At 38.0% G+C, this 19,369-nt stretch carries 15 protein-coding genes; 12 read left to right on the top strand and 3 right to left on the bottom strand.

Annotated elements, in window-relative coordinates:
- Window position 1 precedes the first annotated feature (1 nt).
- The 3 genes from FHR28_RS20960 (at window position 2) to FHR28_RS20970 (ending at window position 4,518) form a co-directional block, all read left to right on the top strand.
- The gene (locus FHR28_RS20960) at window positions 2-1,237 is read left to right on the top strand and encodes a lipoprotein-releasing ABC transporter permease subunit (protein WP_004721775.1); all 1,236 of its coding nucleotides are present in this window, start codon (window positions 2-4) and stop codon (window positions 1,235-1,237) included.
- Window positions 1,230-1,928: a lipoprotein-releasing ABC transporter ATP-binding protein LolD gene (lolD, locus tag FHR28_RS20965; RefSeq protein ID WP_166783471.1), complete on the top strand. Its 699-nt coding sequence runs from the start codon at window positions 1,230-1,232 to the stop codon at window positions 1,926-1,928. The genes FHR28_RS20960 and lolD overlap by 8 nt, the downstream gene beginning before the upstream one ends.
- 115 nt (window positions 1,929-2,043) lie before the next feature.
- The gene (locus FHR28_RS20970; RefSeq protein WP_166783472.1) at window positions 2,044-4,518 is read left to right on the top strand and encodes a DNA internalization-related competence protein ComEC/Rec2; all 2,475 of its coding nucleotides are present in this window, start codon (window positions 2,044-2,046) and stop codon (window positions 4,516-4,518) included.
- Here FHR28_RS20970 and FHR28_RS20975 read toward each other — a convergent pair.
- Window positions 4,477-5,433, bottom strand: a complete 957-nt coding sequence (locus FHR28_RS20975) for a lysophospholipid acyltransferase family protein (protein WP_004721768.1) — start codon at window positions 5,431-5,433, stop codon at window positions 4,477-4,479. The genes FHR28_RS20970 and FHR28_RS20975 overlap by 42 nt on opposite strands.
- A 137-nt stretch (window positions 5,434-5,570) precedes the next feature.
- On the opposite strand from FHR28_RS20975, the gene sppA reads away from it, so the two are divergent.
- Window positions 5,571-6,602: a signal peptide peptidase SppA gene (gene sppA, locus FHR28_RS20980; RefSeq protein ID WP_004721766.1), complete on the top strand. Its 1,032-nt coding sequence runs from the start codon at window positions 5,571-5,573 to the stop codon at window positions 6,600-6,602.
- Window positions 6,603-6,927: 325 nt separating this feature from the next.
- The gene (locus FHR28_RS20985; RefSeq protein ID WP_171500347.1) at window positions 6,928-7,740 is read left to right on the top strand and encodes an alpha/beta fold hydrolase; all 813 of its coding nucleotides are present in this window, start codon (window positions 6,928-6,930) and stop codon (window positions 7,738-7,740) included.
- Between the two features lie 252 nt (window positions 7,741-7,992).
- Here the strand turns inward: FHR28_RS20985 and purN are convergent, their stop codons facing one another.
- On the bottom strand, window positions 7,993-8,625 hold the full coding sequence (purN, locus tag FHR28_RS20990) for a phosphoribosylglycinamide formyltransferase (protein ID WP_004721762.1): 633 nt from the start codon (window positions 8,623-8,625) through the stop codon (window positions 7,993-7,995).
- Between the two features lie 9 nt (window positions 8,626-8,634).
- A complete protein-coding gene (purM, locus tag FHR28_RS20995; RefSeq protein WP_166783473.1) occupies window positions 8,635-9,705 on the bottom strand; it encodes a phosphoribosylformylglycinamidine cyclo-ligase in 1,071 nt (356 codons plus the stop codon).
- Window positions 9,706-9,840: 135 nt separating this feature from the next.
- On the opposite strand from purM, the gene cxpE reads away from it, so the two are divergent.
- From cxpE to FHR28_RS21030, 7 genes are all read left to right on the top strand, one after another.
- Window positions 9,841-11,043 carry a chloramphenicol efflux transporter CxpE gene (gene cxpE, locus FHR28_RS21000; protein ID WP_004721760.1) on the top strand — a complete coding sequence of 401 codons (1,203 nt, stop codon included), beginning with the start codon at window positions 9,841-9,843 and terminating at the stop codon, window positions 11,041-11,043.
- 15 nt (window positions 11,044-11,058) lie between these two features.
- Complete coding sequence (gene hda / locus FHR28_RS21005) at window positions 11,059-11,766, top strand: DnaA regulatory inactivator Hda (RefSeq protein WP_004721759.1); 708 nt, start codon at window positions 11,059-11,061, stop codon at window positions 11,764-11,766.
- Window positions 11,767-11,937: 171 nt separating this feature from the next.
- Window positions 11,938-13,749 carry a rhombotarget A gene (gene rbtA / locus FHR28_RS21010; RefSeq protein WP_166783474.1) on the top strand — a complete coding sequence of 604 codons (1,812 nt, stop codon included), beginning with the start codon at window positions 11,938-11,940 and terminating at the stop codon, window positions 13,747-13,749.
- A 10-nt stretch (window positions 13,750-13,759) separates the two neighbouring features.
- Window positions 13,760-16,225, top strand: a complete 2,466-nt coding sequence (locus FHR28_RS21015) for a CSLREA domain-containing protein (protein WP_166783475.1) — start codon at window positions 13,760-13,762, stop codon at window positions 16,223-16,225.
- Between the two features lie 208 nt (window positions 16,226-16,433).
- Entirely contained in the window at window positions 16,434-17,216 is a 783-nt protein-coding gene (locus FHR28_RS21020) for a tellurium resistance protein (protein ID WP_166783476.1), read from the top strand.
- 9 nt (window positions 17,217-17,225) lie between these two features.
- Window positions 17,226-18,350: a toxic anion resistance protein gene (locus FHR28_RS21025; RefSeq protein ID WP_004820278.1), complete on the top strand. Its 1,125-nt coding sequence runs from the start codon at window positions 17,226-17,228 to the stop codon at window positions 18,348-18,350.
- 45 nt (window positions 18,351-18,395) lie between these two features.
- On the top strand, window positions 18,396-19,313 hold the full coding sequence (locus FHR28_RS21030) for a hypothetical protein (protein WP_166783477.1): 918 nt from the start codon (window positions 18,396-18,398) through the stop codon (window positions 19,311-19,313).
- Window positions 19,314-19,369: the final 56 nt, after the last annotated feature.

Raw genomic sequence — 19,369 nt, forward strand, 5'->3', positions numbered from 1 at the left:
TATGTTTAAACCAATCTCGCTGTATATAGGGTTGAGATACACTCGCGCACGGCGTAGTAATCACTTTATTTCTTTTATCGCTTTGGTTTCCATGATCGGTCTAACCTTAGGGGTTGCTGTACTGATTACAGTTTTATCTGTTATGAATGGTTTTGACCGAGAGTTAAAGAACCGTGTTTTAGGTATGATACCTCAAGCCACTGTTTCTTCAACACAAATTCTAACAGACTGGCCTGTACTTGCAAAGAAAATTGAACAACATAAGCATGTGACTGGTGTTGCTCCATTTACCCAACTACAAGGTATGCTTACTGCACAAGGACAGGTCGCCGGCATCATGGTGACTGGTATTGAACCTCAATATGAAAAGAAGGTTTCAATTATCCAAAATCATATGGTGGAAGGTAGCATAGATCAACTAAAAAAAGGTGAATATGGCATTGTTCTAGGCAAACAAATGACTGATGCGTTAGGTCTTGGTCTAAATGACAATGTCACCTTGGTTTTACCTGAAGCAACCCCTTCGCCAGCAGGCGTTGTACCACGTTTTAAACGTTTTAAAATCGTCGGTATTTTTAGTATTGGTGCAGAAGTTGATTCGAGTTTAGGTTACATCGCACTCAATGATGCATCTACACTATTACGTCTACCTGACGGTGCACAAGGTGTGCGTATGAAACTGGATGATATTTTCCAAGCGCCACAGGTTGCGAATGAAATTGTTCGTGAGTTACCGAGCGGTTTCTATGCCTCAGATTGGACCTATACGCATGGTAATTTATTCAGCGCAATCCAAATGGAAAAGGCAATGGTCAGTCTATTGTTATTCCTCATCGTACTTGTTGCTGCATTTAATATTGTTTCTTCATTGGTCATGGTTGTGACGGATAAAAAATCAGACATCGCGATTCTAAGAACATTAGGCGCGTCACCAGCAACAATTACCCGCATTTTTATGGTGCAAGGTACTGTGATTGGTGTGGTTGGAACGGTTGCTGGTGCAATTTTGGGGATTATCTCTGCATTAGGAATCAGTAACTTTATTGGCTGGTTGAATACTGCATTTGGATTACATTTATTCGATGCCTATTTTATCAACTACTTACCTTCTTATTTAAGATGGCAAGATGTAGTGGTGATTGTGAGCTTGTCCTTGGGTTTAAGTTTTATTGCAACCATTTATCCTGCATTGCGAGCAGCTAAAATTCAACCTGCGGAGGCGCTTCGTTATGAATAGTGCTACACAAAGTCCAGTGGTTTTAGAGGCGCAAAATATCTATAAATCGTTTACGGATGGCAAGTCGCATGTAGACGTCATTACAGGTTTATCTTTGCAAGTCGCGCAAGGTGAGTTTGTCTCTATCGTGGGTTCAAGTGGTTCAGGTAAAAGCACACTCTTGCATATTTTGGGCGGACTCGATCGTCCTACCCAAGGTCTTGTCAATTTAAATGGCAAACGTTTTGATAACTTAGGTGAAGCTGAACGTGGTTTCTTACGTAATGAACATCTAGGATTTGTTTATCAGTTTCATCATTTACTGCCTGAATTTACTGCCCTTGAAAATGTCGCGATGCCGTTGATGTTAAGAAAAGGTGCCGAGTATAAAAAGGTTAAAGAACGTGCTGAATATCTACTTGAACGGGTTGGATTATCACATCGTTTAACGCATCAACCTGGTGAGTTATCAGGCGGTGAACGCCAACGTGTGGCTTTAGCACGTGCTTTGGTCACTCAACCGAAGTTAATGTTAGCCGATGAACCGACAGGAAACTTGGATCGCAAAACAGCAAAATCTATTTTTGAATTACTGCGTGATTTACGTGAGGAATTTAATATGGCTATGTTGATTGTGACGCATGATGAGCAACTGGCAAAATCAGCAGATAGAATCCTACATATGCAAGATGGTATCTGGATCGATGGTTAAGTCAGCATTTATTTTGATGATATCATGCTGAATTGATGTATAATTTTTAAAGTTAAGCCCAATCTGATTGGGCTTAATCAATAAATAAACACTGAAAACAATAAATAGAAAAACTATGTATATGTACATTGCTTTAATCGGATGGATATTGGGTATCTCGTTTATGGGATATTATTCACCCGCTTACTTTAATCTCTTGATTTGGATCAGCTTAGCATTAAGCCTAGTGTTATGTGTATGTCGATGCTTAAACTATAGCTTGATCAATTCTGTTGTATTTAAGTTGGTTTCTCTCAGTGTAGTGGGGATATCAAGTGGTCTCCTTGGTTTTTATTATGCAGATTTCGCACTCGAAAAAAGATTAAGTTTACGTGATACACCAGCTCATCAAATTGAAAAAATTATTTATATTTCTCGTATAAATACCATAAAGCAAACAGATTCATCCTCCAACACTCAATTGCCAAAAGCTCAACAGCGTATTCAACAAAAAGCATTGCTACTCGAACCCAACAAAGTCAGACAAATATTGATGTATCTGGATGACTCACAGTCTGAAATGATCCAACTGGGGCAATATTATCGGGTTACAGGGCAAATTAAACCGATTCATGGTTATGCTGTAGCTGGAGTTTTTGATAAAGAAAAATGGTTTTTACAAGAAAATATTCTGGCTGTAGTCAAGGCCCAGTCGGTTGAACATATCGATGAAAATCAAGTGAAGCAATTGGGCTATAGCACATTTGTTGAGCAACAAAATAGCGTGCGATATAGAATTCAACTTAGTATCGAGAACTTACGTTTAAAGTTTCGCGATTTAATTGCTGATTCTTCTTTAAAAAATAAGGGCTTAGTCCTCGCATTATTGACAGGGGATGAAAGTTTATTGGCAAAAGAAACTCAAGACTTATTCAAAACCATGGGTATTTCTCATTTACTTGCAATCTCTGGGCCGCACGTATTAATTTTTGCCATATTGTTTTGCTTTTTATTTAACTCAAGCATTAAAAGAGTTTATCCACAGATTTTTTTGAATATTCCACAACCTTATTTATTGGTTTATCCATTTTTAGCTTGTGTGGTGTTTTATAGTGCTTTTGTTGGTTTTGAAATACCTGCATTAAGAACCATGCTAACAGTTTCAATTCTAAGCGTTATTATTTTATTCAAGCAAAAAATTCAACCGCTTAAACATTTATTATTGACGGCCAGTATTTTATTGCTGCTTGATCCTTTTAGTATTTTATCTTCTGCTTTTTGGCTGTCCTTTGGTTCCTGTTTTATTTTGATTCGCGTCTATCAAACAGTTCAACAACATGCTCTCCCAACTGTAGAGACATGGAAGACCAAGGCCAAGCTATTTATACGGGTATTGATTGATTCCCAATGGAAAATATTTATTGCATTACTGCCAGTGGTGCTGTGGATTTTTCAACAATTTTCGTGGATTACACCCTTGAGCAATTTGCTTGCAATTCCAATGATCGGTGCACTGATTGTTCCCATTGAAGTTTTGGCCGCATGTATAAGTATGCTGTTTGAACCTTTAGGATTATGGCTCTTTAAAATTTCTGATCTTTTATTGTCTATATTGCTGTACCTACTGGAAAGATTAGATCAGCTGCTCAATTTTAAACTGAATTGGTGGGCATTTAATTCGCTAGAAATTGTTTGCATCGCTTTGGCTGTTTTTATTTTATTTTTGCCCAAAGGTGTACTGCCAAAATTTTGGGCAATACTTTGTTTAATCCCCTTAGTGATCTCGCATAAGAGTTCTGCAATATTTCAACTGGATATCATAGATGTTGGGCAAGGGCAGGCCATTTTTTTAAACCTACCCCAACATAAAATGCTGATTGATACAGGAGGTTCATTTGATGAAGCAAGATTTAGTATCGGCAAAAATGTCATCATTCCATATCTAATGCGACAAGGGATTGCCCAATTGGATCAGGTGCTTTTGACGCATTTAGATCAAGACCATAGTGGTGCATTTGCAGAAATAGAGAAAGTAATCAAAATGAACAAAGTCTATTCAAATGAAACAGATACACGTTTTAACCTGCATGACTTTGACTATTGCCATCAAGGGCAATATTGGCAATATGAAGATGTTCGAATTTCAGTTCTGGCACCTGATAAAAATAGCCTAAGTAAAGCTGCCTATGATCGAAATGAACTATCTTGTGTGATCTATATTCAAGTCCCTCAATCAAAGTCATATCAAAACTTTTTATTGATGGGGGATGCGGGATGGGAAACGGAATTTAATCTGTTAAGACAATATCCCGATTTAAAGGTAGATGTCTTAGTACTGGGTCATCATGGCAGTAAAAATAGCTCTTCTTATGCCTTTTTAAAGCAGTTACAGCCTAAACTTGCGATTGTATCGGCTGGATATGCCAACCGTTATGGTCATCCACATCCGATTGTATTAAGACGGCTAGAGGTGTTGAATATTCCAGCCAAAACCACGATTGAGCAAGGCTCTATCCAATTTAAGCTAAATCCACAAGGGCAGATGGATGTGACTGGTTATCGCCAAACTTTAAAGTGGCTCGCTTTCCGTGATCGCATCATTGCGGACTGAAGTGACCATTTCCATCGCTTCTTTATTGGGTACATTATAAATCTGTTTGAGTTTTGGATGAGCTTTAAAGCGTTTATAACTCCAGTGATAATGTTCTGGATATTGGCAAATTAATTTTTCCAGCGCAGTGTAAATGATATGCGTACCTTGATTGGCATCCACCTGATAGATCTTTTCATCAATCGGCTGAACCACCATATCAAAACCCTGATTGTCATTTCGGATTGCATATAAGAAAAGTGCTTTGGATTTGGTTTTTTGGATCAGTTTGGCACTTAAATTACTCGAAGAGAGTGGAATCCCGAAATATTCAATCAGTTCTCCACCTTGGTGGGGTGAATGATCAGGCAAAATCACAGTTGTACCACCTTGTTTTAACGCCCTAAATATTTGTCGTACACCAGATTCATCTGTTGGAACTAAGCTGGCATTTTCACGACTTCGCGCTGCACGTACAAAACGATCCGCACTCTCATCCTTAATCGGTTCATACATAATGGTCATTTGGGTATATTGGGCAAACCATGCATTCATAATTTCCCAAGTACCAAAATGAGGCACGATTAGTACGAGGCCTTTTTTTTCAGCAATGGCCTCATGGAAATAATGTTCACCTTCAATATGATGAATACGATCGATATTTTTTTGATTGGAACTGCCCCAAACCGTAAAAAACTCCATATAGGATTGTAGTTCGTTACGGATCGCCTGTTCTGTAATTTTCTCGCGTTTAGGTTTATCAAGATCTGGAAAGCAAATTTCAATATTTAGACGAATGGTTTCAGATGTTTTTGTGATATGTAATAAATTGACCAGTCCTGCCAAAATGCGCGCAATAAAACGCGCGATTGGGATCGGCAGTCGACTGAAAAAATTGAGAAGTCGCGAAGTAGTGGTCTTATGTTTATCAGTCATCCGGATCTAAAATTAAAGCAAAGGTTAAGTAATAGTGAGATTTAGCGAATTATTATAAGTTAAATCGTAATGATTAAATAGATTATACGGATTCCGTGTATATAATGAAGCATGAAAAATTAATTTGGATGGTATAAATGTCAGATTGGCCGCCGAAACCTCAAAATGACAATACAAATTTGAATTCCTCTGCAGGCCAACAGCCTACAGGACAGGAATGGAAGATCTTAGAGAAAGCAGTTCTTGCTTCAGTTGAAGAGCAACGTCGTACTCGTCGTTGGGGGATCTTCTTTAAAATACTCACTTTTCTTTATATTCTGTTTGTTTTAGTTGCACTAGGTAAGAGTTGTTCATTATCTGGGGCAGATGATGGAACAATAACCTCAGAGAATCATTTAGGGGTTGTCAATATCGTTGGTACGATTGATTCAAGTAGTCAAGGTGTAAATAGTACCGATACAATTAAATCATTAAAGAAAGCCTTTGAAGCAAAATCTGCGAAAGCTGTTGTACTGAATGTGAATTCACCAGGTGGGTCACCGGTTCAGTCTGATGATATTTGGCAAGAGATTCAATATCTTAAAAAACAAAATCCAGAGAAAAAAGTCTATGCTGTGATTGGTGATATGGGCGCTTCAGGTGCTTACTATATTGCATCAGCAGCAGACGAAATTTGGGTGAATCCTTCGAGTTTGGTGGGGTCAATCGGTGTAATTATGCCGAACTATGGTGTAAATGGTTTAGCCCAAAAATTAGGTGTTGAAGACCGTACCATGACGTCGGGAAGCAATAAAGACATACTTAGTATGACCAAGCCGATTAATCCAGAACAACGTGCGCATATTCAAGCTTTATTGGACAATGTCCACGATCACTTTATCGATGCTGTGAAAAAAGGCCGTGGTGAAAAGCTGAAATCGAAAGATCCAGCGATCTTCTCTGGCTTATTCTGGACAGGTGACCAAGCCATTAAATTGGGAATCGCAGATAAAGCAGGAAATATCGAAACATTGAAACGCGAATTAAAAGTGAAAAAGACAGTCAATTATACAGTTGAGCGTAGCCCATTTGACTCCGTTCTAGGCCGTTTAGGTTCAGAAATGGGTAATGGCTTAGGTGAAGCTGTGAGCCAAAAACTGGGTATGAACCAAGATGTGAAAATGCAATAGTCTAGGTTTTATGGATCAGTAAACAGTAATAGAGCAGTAGCATTGCTGTTTACTGATCCAACCTGTATGAAGTAAAAACAAAGTGTATGAAAAAAAAGAAAAATGAAAAATTAAGCCAAGCACAATCTTAAAGCTCTATTTTCTTGTTACCTTAAGCCTTTATAACTGCTTTAGACCTGTTTAACTCATTTGAATGGCATCACTGAGTACAAAACAAGAGCACGGGGTTCACTTAAAATGTTTAACTGAATCCTATTTATCAGCTACAGTATTTTCAATTCATCATATTTAGAGTGTAAAGCAAGACATGGTTAGCCTATCTCACATGAAACCTGTTATTCATTTTGCCCATGCCAATGGTGTGCCATCTCAAGTCTATACCAAGCTATTTGATTTACTGAAAGATCAATATGATGTGATTTATGTTTCTTTATTAGGCACAGATCAACGTTATCCTATTGATAACAATTGGTCGAATTTTGCAGATCAAGTGATTGATAGTATTGTGCAACAGTCTAATGGACGTAAAGTGATTGGTTTAGGTCATTCATTAGGCGCCGTTGCAACCTTTTTAGCCTCATTTAAGCGTCCAGATTTATTTGAACAAGCAATTTTATTGGATCCTCCTTTGATTATGGGGACAGCCTCCTTTATTTTTAATCTTGCAAAGAAATTTTATCCTCAAAAAATCGATGTAATGACACCAGCGCATCTCAGCATACGCCGTCGAGATCATTGGGATTCACGTCAACAAGCTGCAGAGTTGTTACGTCCAAAGGGGTTTTATCAGCATTTTGATGCAGATTGTTTTCAGGCTTATATTGATTATGCGTTGACAGAAGATCATGTGCGCGGTGGGGTGACTTTGACCATTCCTAAAGATGTTGAAGTTGCAATTTTTAGAACAGGTCCTTCTTATTGGTGGTTACCTCATCCACAACCGCAAATTCCTGTACATTTGGTCATTGGTTCAGAGAGTCCTTTTTTAAAACGTAAATTTCCACAAATTACCAAAAAGAAATTTAATATTCCTTTTACCCTGACGGCTGGAGGACATATGTTTCCTTTGGAACATCCAGTTGAAACTGTTGACTTAATTAAAAAGCTGATTCAACAAAATTTATCTAATACCCATTAATCAGTCGTTGAATGAGTGGCAGGTTGTACCTCTCGCTAAATAAAGGTTTTTTATTACGGCCTAGCGCTAAAAAGTCAGCTGTTTTTCCCATAAATTGATTCAAATCTTTTTATGTCAAACGTTGCAGTTCAAGCGACGGTGCTGCTATAAACCTATTGTTATATAAGGTTACTACACAGACAAATTTCTTTTAGCCATAAAAAATGCATCCGAGGATGCATTTTTTCGACAGTATTTTGAATCAAGCAATACTTAAAGCTGGCAAAATTGAATTGGCTGTTTAAGTGCTTGTCCCTTATATAAGACCTGACCATTTTCCAAGTGTTGAATGGTGCCATTACAGATCCACTCAACTGCTTGAGGATAAATTAAATGCTCAAGTACATGTACACGTGCTGCAAGGGATTGCACATTATCATGTAGATCGACTGTTAAAACACCCTGAGTCAACGCTTGTCCAGCATCTAACTCAGCAGTGACATAATGCACAGTACAACCGTGTAAAACATCGCCTGTATTTAAAACGCGTTGATGTGTATGCATGCCTTTGTAATAGGGCAATAGTGAAGGGTGGATGTTGACCATTTTCCCTTCCCATGCCTGGACAAATTTGGCACTGAGAATACGCATAAAACCAGCGAGAATGACTAAATCAACATCCCAATCCAGTAATTGTTGATGCATGACAGCATCAAAAGTTTCACGATCAGGATAGTGTTTATGCTCAATCACCGTGGTTGCAATGCCTGCTTTTGCAGCGCGCTCTAAGGCAAATGCTTCAGGTTTATTGGAAATGACCCCCACGATTTGCCCTGAAAGATTGGCATCAATCAAGGCTTGAAGGTTACTTCCACTGCCTGAGACAAGTACAGCAATTTTAATCATGTGAGAGACTTATGCAAAAATCACACGAATTTTTTCATCTGCGCCTTCAATAGAAGCCGCATTTTCTTGAATATGACCAATTGTCCATGCTTTTTCGCCTTGAGCAGTCAAAACTTCAATAGTTTTGTCAGCATCAGCAGCATCAACTGCAATGACCATACCCACACCACAGTTAAATGTGCGGTACATTTCAAATTGTTCTACAGCACCTTCACGTTGTAAAAGTTTGAACAATTCAGGCCATTGCCAAGACGATTCATTAATCACCGCTTGAGCGCCATTTGGAAGTACGCGAGGTAAATTACCAGGTAAACCGCCGCCTGTGATGTGTGCCATTGCATGGACATCAACTTGTTTGCACAGCTCAAGTACTGGTTTTACATAAATACGTGTTGGTTCCATTGCAACATCTGCAAGCGGACGACCATCTACAATTTGAGTTAAATCGACGTTTTTCACGTCTAAGATTTTACGAAGTAAAGAATAACCGTTTGAGTGTGCACCAGAAGAGGCTAAGCCGATAAGAACATCACCTGCTTTTACTTTCGTACCATCAATGATTTTGCTTGCTTCAACCACACCCACAGAGAAACCTGCGAGGTCATAGTCTTCACCTTCATACATTCCTGGCATTTCAGCAGTTTCACCACCGACCAATGCGCAGCCTGCAAGCTCACAACCTTTACCAATACCCGTCACAACATTTGCAGCAACATCAACATTTAAATGTCCAGTTGCGTAATAATCGAGGAAGAATAGAGGTTCAGCACCACATACAAGAAGATCGTTTACACACATTGCAACCAAGTCTTGACCAATCGTGTCATGACGATTTAAGTTCAATGCTAAACGTAATTTTGTACCGACACCATCTGTACCAGATACAAGAACAGGTTCTTCATAACCTTTAGGGATTTTGCAAAGTGCGCCGAAGCCGCCTAAACCACCCATTACTTCAGGGCGTGTTGTACGTTTAGCGACAGATTTGATTCGATCGACAAGTGCGTCGCCCGCTTCAATATCGACACCAGCGTCTTTATAGCTTAAACCAGTGTTTGGGGTAGAAGTTGAGTTGCTCATAATTGAAGTCTCCGCATTCGCGCGGGGATTATACCCGAATATACGAAACTCTTATGTTATTTCTGCACTAAAATGCTATCTTTATGAAAATATTTTCCCCTCCATAACGAATAAATTTGAAAAAGGCGTGATTCGATGCACGATCGGACTTTAAAACGAATTTTTATCCTTGCTGGAATTGCTTTAGTTTTATGGATTTTATATTTATTAAAACCTGTAGTGATTCCTTTTGTTGCGGCTTTTCTGGTTGCCTATTTATTTAGTCCAGTGGTGGATAAGCTGTCAAAAGTTTTACCAAGGTGGCTCTCTATTTCGGTGGTTTTTATTGGAATAGGCGTGTTACTGACTTGGGCAATATGGTTTGTTGTGCCCTTGGTTTGGAAACAATTAATTTATGCCCGTGACAGTATTCCTGCGGGAATCCATTGGGTGAATTCTACTTTCTTACCGTGGTTATCCAACAATTTCAATGTTGAACATATGGAATTGGATACAGACCAAATTTCTAAAGTGGTGATGGAGTATGTTCAGACCAACTATAGTGCGGACAGTATTCAAGCGATGGCTTTAAAAATTGCCCAATCTGGACTGAGTTTTATTTCGATCGGCGGAACAATTGTTTTAATTCCAATTATTGCATTCTATTTCTTGCTTGATTGGAAGCGGATGTTGGAACACTTAAAAAGTTTTATTCCCCGTCAATATGAAAGCAATGTACTTAAAATTGTCGGTGAATGTCATAGCGTTTTGGGGGCTTTTGTCAAAGGACAATTCCTTGTGATGATTTTATTGGGAATCGTCTATGCTGTAGGCTTGCAGTTGGTGGGTTTAGAGGTTGGATTAATTATTGGTATGATTGCGGGACTGTGCAGTATCATTCCATATCTTGGTTTTGGCGTCGGAATTATTGCGGCAGTGATCGCCTGTTTTTTCCAGTTTGGTCTAGATCCAAAGCATTTATTGATGGTTCTGGCTGTATTTGGTGTAGGGCAGCTCATCGAAGGATATATTCTTCAACCGTTCTTATTGGGTGATAAAATTGGTTTATCTCCTGTAGCTGTGGTATTTGCAGTACTTGCGGGGGCTCAGTTGGGTGGCTTTGTGGGGATGTTGATCGCACTGCCAGTTGCAGCTGTTATCGTGGTTTTACTCAAGCATCTCAAAGATTTATATCAAGAAAGTCAGTTCTTTAAAGCGGAGGATACTTTAGTGACTATACAAAATAATGGCACTACTGAAACAATTTCAGTCGAAAGCGACAAAGTTGATCTTGATATTGAAGTTAAAAACACGCAAGATACTGATCAATCGATTAAAAATGATCAAAATCCACTTTAGGAATGATTTGAATATATGCGTCAATTACAGTTGGATATAGAACCACAACTGGATGCCAGAATTAGTGATTTTTCTGGGCCAGGTTGGGGACCTGTAATTGATGCTGTGCGTCAGCTTCATGCAGGGCTGATGAATCGTTTCTACATCTATGGTGGTGCTGGAACAGGGAAAAGTCATTTACTCACGGCGATTTGCGATTCTTATTTAGAGATTGGAAAATCTGCGATTAAAGTTTCGCTCTTAGAACTACTTGATGCACCTATAGAAGCAATTACCTCATTAGAAAGCTATGATTTGGTTGCCTTGGATGATATCGAGGCCATTAGTGGCGTACCACATTGGCAAAAAGCGGTATTTCATCTGATTAATAACAATAACGAAGATGGCGGACAGTTGGTGTTTTCATCACGATTTGCGCCGATAGAATTAAAGCTAGAATTACCAGACCTACAATCTCGCCTTACTCAGGCAGTCAGTGTAAAAGTACCGAGTGGACAGTCCTATGCAGATCGACATGCTTTATTGCATTCTGTGTTGGAACGTCGGGGTGTACATTTTGACCCACAAATAACGGAATATTTGCTATTACATGGGCCACATCAAACGAGTACACTACTTCAGTCTGTTGAACAGCTAGAAAAGTTATTAAAGGGTGAGAAGACTAAATTATCTCATGCAACTTTAAGGCAGCTCTATGCATTGATTGATGAATATCGACAATAGTTGATTTTTACTATTGTTGAGTGCGCGTAACACAAGAGGTGAAGTCAATAGATCGGCCGATGAAAATTCTTGAGAATTTTTATTGTGTGTGACAAAGTACGCAAAAAGGACTGATAGCAAAGCGTAATGCTGGCTAATAAGAAATAATTAAAAGAAATCAAGGAGACTATAATGCTCAAACGGGGCATAGGCTTAGGATTATTATGTATTACTGGTCAGGCATTTAGTGCAAGTATTACTGTGACTACCACAGATGATATTGTAAAAGCTGATAATCAGTGTTCATTAAGAGAAGCAGTTGAATATGTCAATCAGGGAAAGCCTGAAGCTGGCTATAATGGTTGTGGTGGTGGTAAAGATGTTAATTCGGAGATTAGACTACAAGGCAATAAAGAGTATTTATTAAATAGCCAAATCCGAATATTAAAAGATGTCGCATTTGGTTCGACTTATGAGAGTAATGTAAATAATACACAATCACTTGTAGGTAAAAACAATGCCATTATTAAAATGGTTGGAAAAGAACGTTTATTTCAGATCGAAAAAAATATAGATTCGACAGAAACACCACCACCGGCAATGCTGAAAGTTTCATTCAATGAAATTACCTTAAAAGGTTGTGGTCAAGAGTTATGTGCTAAGCAAGGTGGCCTGATCTATAACAAAGAGGCTTTACTTATAAGTAATAGCCAGCTTTTAGAGGGTCATGCTGAAGAAGGTGGGGCAATCTATAACGCAGGTATTTATGCTGCGAATACCGCATTAAGTATCGTTGCTATTAACAAGACCTTAATCAAAGGCAATAAAGCGGTACGCGGTGGTGTCATTTATACCGAATTACCTGCATTTGTTATCACACAATCATTGATTCGAGATAATGAAGTTACCGATGCTACAAGTTCAAACTTTGAAACAAAAAATCAATTTTCTGAAGATGCACTAAAAGCCTTTGGTTCTGCTACGCCCTATGGGATTGAAAATAGTACGATTTTCAGCAATAAAGGCTATGTGGTTAAAGTTTTCGATGCTATGCAGCTCAACAATATCACCATGATCCTCAATAGTATGGGTCTCATTGTAGATGCCCCTCAAAAGAAAGGTTTTGTTGCAAATAGTATTATTGCCAAAAATGGTACACAAGATTGTACGATTGTGTCTGGTGGTGAGGCAGAACAGATCAAGAATAACCTTTATTCTTCAGGATGTAATGGTTTTAAAGCGACAGCTTTGGGCAATATACAACTGATTGCTGGAAGTACCACAGAAGGCAAGTGTGACTTCAATACCAATGGGATTTTATGCCCATTTACTGAGGCACCGAGTGTAGCTTTAGGTTATTTTTTACCAAGAATTTTACCGAGTTATAATTCTGCTCAAGACTCTTTGATTATTAATCATGGTCCAGAACCTGAAGATAAAATAACCCCTTGTTCACCTGTTGATCAGCGTGGCAAAAAAAGATATACCAATTCAGAATTATGTGATCGTGGTGCAATTGAGCTGGTGATTGATCCCGCAGATATTTCAGCAGTTGGGCAAGATATTTTATATGGTGAGACAGCTAAGTTTTCAATCTCAAATCAATTACAAGATGGTGAACTTGTTAGTGCTGAAAAGTGTAAGCAAATTTTTAATCGCGAATTAGATGATAACGGTAAGCCTTGGCAAATGGGTTGTTTAAAGATTATTCAAACCAATACGCCATCTAAAGGCACCATGACGATAAATCAGACAGGTGATATTGTGTATACGCCGAATGGTCAATGGCAAGGTTCAGATGAATTTAAAATTAATGTGGTGACTTCAACCACAAGTTTTAATAAATCGGATAATCCCTATATTACGATCCCTGGAAAAGTTGTACAAAGAAAGCCTGATGATTTTAAAAACTATAAAGTAAAGACCTCTGGTGGAAGTTTAGGATTTCTTTCAATTATTGGGCTGATTGGTTTAGCAGGCTATCAACGGATCAAATATAAGTAAAGGATTACATATGAAAAATTATAAAAAAGGATTTCTGACACTTGTTGTATTGTCGACCATGACCCTTATGGCTGCAGAAGGTGAAAAACCGATTTATGTAACCACCTTTGACGATGAGGATGGCACAAATCCTGACAAGTGTTCATTAAGAGAGGCGTTACACGCTGCCGCTACACATAAAGCTTATGGTGGCTGTAGTGCAGGACAGGTTTATTCAACAGTACCCAATGTAATTCAGTTGGAAGCAGGTGAATATAAGCTGACTAAAGAATTAAGACCCAACTCAGATGTTTCCATTGTGGGTAAAGAGCCTGCTGATTATAGCCGACCAGATGTATTAACCAATAGTTTTCCTGCTGCAACCCCAATAAGAACCACAATTTCAGGACAAGGGAGCTCACGTATTTTCAATACCATTTATGAAAATAAGCCGAGTCTAACACTGAATGATGTAATTTTAAAAAATGGTTCGAGTTTAAATGACAGCAATAATAAGGTGGGTGGGGCAATTTATGCTGGTGGTGCGCTCACCTTAAATAATGTAAACATTATAGATTCCAATGCGAAAGCAGGTGGGGCAATTTATTTAAATGATGTCTCAAGTTCATTGACCATAAATTATGGTGTATTCCAGACCAATAAAGCTGAACAGGGCAGTGCACTTGGAATGACTTGTGATGATAATTTAGGATCTACGATACGTAGCATTGCAGTGAGTGGTGCAACTTTTATTGGTAATGGTGCTACAGATAGCCTCAGTATGCTTAGTTTTTGTGGACAACCTACAGTGGCCTTTACAGCAAATACCATGACTCATAATACCGCAAGCCCGAGTCAAGGTAGCATCATTCAGTTTAGTAAATTGACACCACAAGGCGATGTTAGTTTGAGTGACCAGTCTTCTTTGTTTCTGCTCAGCAATACCATTGTAGAGAATGATGCTTGGTCAACCTTATTGTATAGTAAAAATAGTCTGAAGAGATTAAGCCATAATATATTGGCTTACAATAAAGGAAAATCTTGCCGTTATGCAAATGGGGATGTCAGTAAAGTTGAAGGTTCGGGTGTAATACTTACGTATAATGCTTTAAAGTTGGCTGCTGGTGATGATCAATGTGAAGTTGCAGAGCAGGTGACTAAAGAGGGCAAAGATTATACGTTGGATGTGAGTAATATTGAATTTTCGTCCATTTTAAGTAAGTTAGAACCGCCGAGTGAGTCTACTGGCTTTATGCCGATGTATTTCCCTCAAAATTTAGGCACGGATAAAGATTTAGTTGATATAGGATACAATGGCTGTAGTGCAACTGATCAGCGTGGTGTCACGCGGGTGATTGCAGAAAATTCAAATGGCCCCAATGATGTGGCCAACTCATGCGATATTGGTTCTACAGAGGTTTTACGTCTCACTGCCAATAACCTGATTGCAATGAATACTTCGGTTGTTGTGGCACTTAATTCTTATCAGAGCATATTGGATAATTATAATAAGTTGATTGCTGATCCAGCAACCAATCAAGATTATCTCCCTTATTATAAAATTCAGTCAGAACTATATAGTAAATTAATCAAATACACCAAATCTGACCAGCAATATCGCACGATTTTTATGGATCCTTTTGTTGCTAATCTACCTGCAGAAATTATAACCAAAGATGATAAAGGTAATGATGTTCGGGTGGTAAAACATTTAACTGCTGACAATTATGATGTGATTGTAGAACCACTTGGTGTCGGTATGTTGGACGACAAGAATGTGTTTGTAGGAAACAAAGATCCAAACTTTCTGTGTAGATGGAATCCAGACTTAAAGAGAATTATGTTATGGCGTAAAGATGACAGTGTTACACCATCGGGTGATAGTGAGTTCTGTAGCTATAAACTTGAGTTAAAGACAAATCCAAGTATTAAATCTTCAGGTTATGTAATTGGAAAATTTACCAATATTGCACCTATTGCTAAAGATGCGACATTTAATATTGAATATGGCTCAACCAAAGCGATTGATGTAGATTTACTGCAATACGCCAATGATGATGGTGATGGTAATGCTGCTGCGTTAACAGAGAAGCCCAATAAACCAAAATTTTATGTCAATGCGGATGGGGTTGAATTGCCAATTCGAATTGGTAAGGATATTGACCCAGTTGTTATTACCGCGGATCGTAGTGGGCCTTGTCCTGGTGAAGACAATAAATATACTTGCTATGGTGGTAAAGTCCATATTCAACTCAGAAGTACGCTTGATCCATTTAGTTATAAATTTACCTACTATGTGTATGATGCTGATGGAAAAATTTCTACTCCTGAAAATACAAAGTTTGACGCGGCTACAGTCACCTTGATTAACTCGGGTACTGCGCCGGGAAGCCCACGGGTCAGTGGCGGTGGTTCATTGGGTTGGTTGAGTCTTCTTGGGTTATTAGGGCTGACAGGTTATCGTCGTTATCAAGCGAATAGACAACCAAGGCCGTAACAGTCAAATCAATACAGATAAAATGATCGTTTTTAACACATTGTGTTATAGCAAAAAGCCAGTTTATAAAAACTGGCTTTTTGCTATCTGTATGTTTTTTGCTATTTGTATGGGCTTTCTTCCTAATTTGTATTATAAGTTTTAAATAGAAAGGGTTTGTTGATTGATTTCCCTTAAATCATTGAAAAGTTATTCATTTTGAACTGATATGAAGCAATTTACTGTACTTACACCGCTTGAACAGATCTCATGTAGTTCTGATGAATTACTTTCGATTAAAAGAAATGATTTGGTTCCATTACTCGACAATCAAACACGACTGAATTTATATGCCGATCAGTTGATTCAAGCACAATCGGTACTGTTAAAATCCATTGATCCAAGTTTGACACAAAAGCTGAGTCAAATTATTGCACAAATTATTCAACAATTATCTGCATCCAAAAAAAAGCTAAATCAACGTAAATTCAATGCGATACAAAAATGGTTAGGCTTGGATTTGGAGTTTAGTGTCGGGCAAGTCAAATATTTAAATGATTTAGAAAGTTTAATTGATGAAGCCAAACATTTGAGTCAAAGATTACAAATCGAAATTCAAAAGTCGGAAGCAAGATTCCAACAAGCCAATGGTTTAAGAGAGCAAATGGCGAAATATATTCGTGCAGCGCAGGAATTTTTACATGAATATCCTGCTTTTGTACAACATCGTCATCCCTTGGATAACTTTGCAGAGCGGTTGTCTAAGAAAGTCAATACGCTACAAACGTTACAAGCCAGTAATGATATTGCGTTAGCACAAATGCAGTTAACACAACAACTTTCATTGAGCTTACTTGATCGCTTTAATGAAGCTCAGCATGTGCTGATTCCTGCATGGCAATATCATGTCAAACAGAGTAGTGCGCAGAATTCTTTTACAAGGACTGAAGAACTGGATAAAAGTCGTGATAAATTAATTCAATCATTAAAGAAATCATTAGAAAATAAATAGGATACAAGTATGAGCGATTCGAATCATCAAGCATTAACTGAACAATCCAATACGCCGTTGGAATTGCAAAAGTTTGAACAATTGAATTTGAAAGAAATAGGTTTAAATACTGAAGATTTTAATGAAGTTGTAAATGCGCATAAAGACTTGGCCAATATTAATCATGCATCTGTTGCTGAATATGGTAAAAATATTGCGACCAAAACATCCTCATATACAGATGAATTACTCAACTTGGTCAAAAATAAAGACTTAGATGTGACTGGGCAAAAATTAAATGAAGTTGTGCAAGTTGCTCAGCAATTGAATACATCCAGCATTTTGAATCAATCAAAAAACTCAGGATTTATTGGTAGTATACTCAGTAAATTTAAAGGTGCTAAGCAAAGCTTTGATCAACATTTTAATACCACCAAAGAGCAAATAGATTCATTGGTCAAAGAAATTGAAACATCACAAACAGGTTTGAAAGCGCGGGTAGATACATTAGATCGAATGTTTAATGGGGTACAAGAGGAATATCGACAACTGGGTATTTATATTGCCGCAGGTCGAATTAAGCAAGTCGAAGTGCAGCAAGAAATTGCGACTTTATCTCAGCAAGAGCAAGATCCTAAAACCAATCAGCGTGTTTATGACCTTAACCATTTAGCCAACAATTTAGAAAAGCGGGTCAGTGATTTACAAGTCTTGCAACAATCTGCAATGCAAACCTTACCGATGATTCGTATTATTCAATCTAATAATATGATGTTGGTCGATAAATTTTATGCGATTAAAAATATTACTTTACCCGCATGGAAAAACCAGATCAGCTTGGCAATTTCTCTAAATGAGCAACGTAATAGTGTACAACTTGCCAACACGATTGATGATGCAACCAATGAGCTATTAAAACGCAATGCAGATTTACTTCATCAAAATTCTGTGGATACTGCCAAAGCCAATCAACGTTCAGTGATTGATATTGAAACGCTTGAACATGTTCAAAATACCCTGATTAAAACTGTAAATGATGTCATTCAAATTCAGAAAGAGGGCATGCAAAAACGTGAAGAGGCTTCGACTCGGATTAAAGCGCTTCAATCGAATTTACAACAGTTGGTATTAGATACCAGTACGCATCAATCCTAAGCCAAAGCTTAAATCTTGGCACAATCTCATCTAAAGGTGTAAAGGTTGACTGAAAAAACTCAATATCCTGTAGATATTCAACAGATCGAACATGGATTAAAAATACTTCAGCATCGAAAACGGAATTTGATGGTTTCGACTGTGGTTTTATCCTCTGTGGGTATCGCAAGTTTAGTTTCTGTTTTTTTTCAACAGGAATTGGTTTTTAACTTGTTTGGTGTAGCACAACAGGTTCATCAATTACACTTGCCATATATTCTAGATCAGCAGTTAAGAGAATATATTCATCAACCAGACTACCTGATGAATGCATTGTCATGGTTTGGCTGGTTGATCTTAAAATTAATTGTATCTTTTATTGGCGCATTTATTATTGTGGGTGTATTAAAAAAAATTCGCTTTTTAAAAGTGCGCTTTCAATCTTTTATCCTTAAATTTGTTGCATGGCTGTTATCCTTGATTGTGCTATGGTCTGGTTTGACTTATGTGCAATATGATCTTAAAGATGATGAAGACAAAGAGTTAAAATCATTTATAAAGTATGATCAAAACATTCAGCAAAGCGATATTTATCAATATCTGCAAAGATCTGATGCGCCTGAAACAGTACAAAGCTATTTATTGGCACAAACTGCGTTGATGCATAAACCTGTTGATAAGGTTGTGGCTACGGTTTACACAGAAAAATTGATTAAAGCGGAGCAATCCGATTCGCGCTTTTTAGAATATGGCTTTAAACCTGAGCAATTATGGACAATTCAACATCAGGTATTTAATCGAGCGCTTTCCCCGATTGCGCAAGGTGTTGAAGCGCAAGTGAGTCGTGCAAGCTTTTGGTCGAACATTGTTGAAAAGATTTTATGGGGAATTTCAGCACTCAGTTTATTTTTTAGCTTGATGATTTATTGGGTGGCAAGTCGAATTGCCAAACGTTTACACCGAATTGGTCATCGTATCGGTTAGTGCAACGCTACAAAGCTTATACTTTGTAAAAATCTTGATAAAAAAGCACTTTTGCT

The organism is Acinetobacter sp. BIGb0196, from assembly GCF_011759595.1.
Lineage (GTDB): Bacteria > Pseudomonadota > Gammaproteobacteria > Pseudomonadales > Moraxellaceae > Acinetobacter > Acinetobacter guillouiae.